Genomic DNA, 2,467 nt, shown 5'->3' with positions numbered 1-2,467 from the left:
GTTGGACCTATGCTCATGGCGGCGCTGAAAGCCAATGGCGCGTCAGCACGGATGACCGGATGAGCGGCAAGATATCGCGGGGCAGCGGCGTAAGGATGTGACCGGTGCTGTTGAGGTGGCCTGGCACATTCCCACCTGTCGGCGGGGTTTGCGGCGCGGCCACTGAACGGGTTCGTTCTTGAAAACAGTCTACAAGTGCCATATCTTCTGCACACGAAATATGACTCCCGATATGGTAGGATGAACACCATGGGCCAGGCACTCAAGATAGCCGAGCAGAATGGACCTCTCATCTTGTCCTACATGGACCGGAATGGGAAGATTGCGATTGGGCAGGTCGCGGACGGTTTTGGCATGTCCAAAGGCCAGTTGGCCCAGACTGCAGGTCTTGCACGCGAGACGCTTTATCGGTCAGAGCGTAGCGCCACGGTAAAGACCCAGGGGCGTCTGCGAGAAATGCTCGAGATCATCAGCCGAGTGACGGAATGGGCGGGTGGCAAGGAGCAGGCGATGGCCTGGTATCGGGCTCAGCCGCTTCCGGCATTTGGGGGACGCACCGCTGAGGCGCTGGTGAAGGACGGCAAGGCAGCAGCGGTCCGTGATTATCTCGATCACATGGCCGTTGGCGGGTTTGCGTGAGGTTCGTCGGAACCTGCTACCGCGCACATGATCCACGTTGGGCATTCAAGCCGACTTCCGGCGAAGGAGCGGCGATCCGAGGGGCTCGATTCAATCCCAAAGGCGTGCCGGCGCTCTATCTGGCGCTGACCATCATGACAGCGATCAAGGAAGCCAACCAGGGCTTCGCACAGCGGATCGATCCCTGCGTGCTTTGCTCCTATGAGATCGATTGTGACGACATCGCGGATCTGACAACGGAAGAGCGGAGAGGAGAGTTTTCTGTGACGCTCGAAGAGATGGCCTGTGCCTGGGCGACGGCTCTCAGCAACGGAGAACGTCCAGCGTCCTGGTCCATCTATGAGCGGTTGCAACCCCGAAATGTTGCCGGCATCGTGGTTCCGAGCTTCGCGCCGGGGGCCGAGATGGAGGATCGCAATCTGGTCCTTTGGAACTGGGGCCCCGATCTCCCGCACAAGGTGGCTGTATTCGACCCCAGTGGTCGGCTGCCGAGGGATCAGCTGTCTTGGCGATAGACCGATCCGCCAGGGGAGGGGGCCTACAGTCCACTGGCCCTGGTGAGATTGACGCGAAACCGGTCCCTGCGCCGCTGGTAGCGGCGGGGCATTTTGGCCGACGTATGGCCAAGCTGCTTTTGAACGTAACGCTCGTCGACCTCAGCCGATGAGGCAAGACCGGCGCGCAAGGAATGACCGGAAAATTTCTCTGCACGATCGCCTTCGGACAGGTCGCCACGAACCCCGGCTGCGAGGGCGGTGCGTTTGACCAGCCGCGCCACTTCCTGGTCGTTGAGCCGCTCGGCTGCAACTGCTTTGCCGTTTCCGGTGACGCGTCGAAACAACGGCCCATGGCCGACCCTCGCCAGTTTCAGCCAGGTTTGCACCGCCACAACCGGGCATGTGGCATCGGACGAGCCACGGCCGATCTCGACCTCGCGCCAGCCGGTCTTTCCGCGCAATGCGACGAGAACGCCTTTGTCCAAAACCTCGATCCAGCCGCGGCCGTCCTGGGTTTGGTCCCTGGCAACGTCCAGGCCAACGATTTCAGAACGCCGCAGGCCGCCGGCGAAACCCAACAGGAGCATGGCGCGGTCGCGCAGGCCGCGCAACGTTCCACGGTCAAGGGTCTCGAGCATGGCAATCAGGTCTTCAGTCAGAATGGCTTCCTTTTGCCGGGGAGGGGAGGCGTGAGTGTTGCGAATGCCGGCCAGCACAGTGGCGATATGCCGGTCCTTCCTGTCCAATGGCTGGCCACGCTGAGAAAAATTCCAGGTGATCGAGGAGAGACGTCGCTCGATGGTCGAGACGGCGTTCGGCTTCTTGTCGCCCGTCACCTTACCGGACGCGCAGGCCGTGATGTAAAGGCCAACGACCTGCGGGTCGGGCGGCAACACATCGAGATGCTGGCGGCGCGCCCAGGCGCAAAAATGCTTCCAATCGGCGGCGTAGGCGCGCCGGGTGTTCGCCGAGCTTGCTGCCTCGACGTAATCGCGCGCGCGCCCGGCGAGCCCTTCCAGGTGCGCCGGCAGGGGAGGGGCGTTTTGCGGCTCGCAGGGTGCCTGCGCCATTTCCATGACGATATCGACAATATCAGGCAAGTCGTCAGCTGGAGGCGAGGGAGGGGAGGTGCTGGCGATCGCGGTCGTGCTGTGGGACGGCGCTTTGCTCTCCTCAGGACGATTTTCGCGGCTCAGGTCGACGATAGGGGCCATTCTGCTAGCATGGCTTGTAACGAACGATAATGCAACATTATCATTCATTATATCTGCACGACAGGCTGTGCGTTTCGGTGCGAAAATCATAGCGCAAAGCGCACGCGCGCTTTACCC

General features: G+C 61.6%; 4 protein-coding genes. 3 read left to right on the top strand and 1 reads right to left on the bottom strand.

Translation table 11 applies throughout. The annotated features are described in order from the left end of the window. The first annotated feature begins 249 nt into the window (after window positions 1-249). Both EN949_RS34545 and EN949_RS34540 read left to right on the top strand, forming a co-directional pair. Complete coding sequence (locus EN949_RS34545) at window positions 250-639, top strand: MbcA/ParS/Xre antitoxin family protein (RefSeq protein WP_013525331.1); 390 nt, start codon at window positions 250-252, stop codon at window positions 637-639. Then, window positions 636-1,154 (top strand): RES family NAD+ phosphorylase, encoded by a 519-nt coding sequence (locus EN949_RS34540; RefSeq protein ID WP_013525332.1) that lies wholly within the window; start codon window positions 636-638, stop codon window positions 1,152-1,154. Before EN949_RS34545 ends, EN949_RS34540 begins: the two co-directional genes overlap by 4 nt. A 23-nt stretch (window positions 1,155-1,177) precedes the next feature. On the opposite strand, the gene EN949_RS34535 is transcribed toward EN949_RS34540, so the two are convergent. Then, window positions 1,178-2,350, bottom strand: a complete 1,173-nt coding sequence (locus EN949_RS34535) for a site-specific integrase (protein ID WP_127371963.1) — start codon at window positions 2,348-2,350, stop codon at window positions 1,178-1,180. Between EN949_RS34535 and EN949_RS36285 the strand changes: the two genes are divergently transcribed. Beyond that, a partial coding sequence (locus EN949_RS36285; RefSeq protein ID WP_206535002.1) for a hypothetical protein occupies window positions 2,265-2,467 on the top strand: 203 nt, incomplete at its 3' end. The genes EN949_RS34535 and EN949_RS36285 overlap by 86 nt on opposite strands.

Source organism: Mesorhizobium sp. M7A.F.Ca.US.007.01.2.1 (genome assembly GCF_003998165.1).
Taxonomy (GTDB): Bacteria; Pseudomonadota; Alphaproteobacteria; order Rhizobiales; family Rhizobiaceae; genus Mesorhizobium; species Mesorhizobium ciceri.
The sequence above is the reverse complement of the archived record's forward strand: the minus strand, read 5'-3'. Positions and strand labels throughout refer to the sequence as shown.

Excerpts from the sequence above, each read along its gene's own strand:
- EN949_RS34545 (WP_013525331.1), top strand. The coding sequence starts at position 250 with ATGGGCCAGGCACTCAAGATAGCCGAGCAGAATGGACCTCTCATCTTG.
- EN949_RS34535 (WP_127371963.1), bottom strand. The coding sequence starts at position 2,350 with ATGGCCCCTATCGTCGACCTGAGCCGCGAAAATCGTCCTGAGGAGAGC.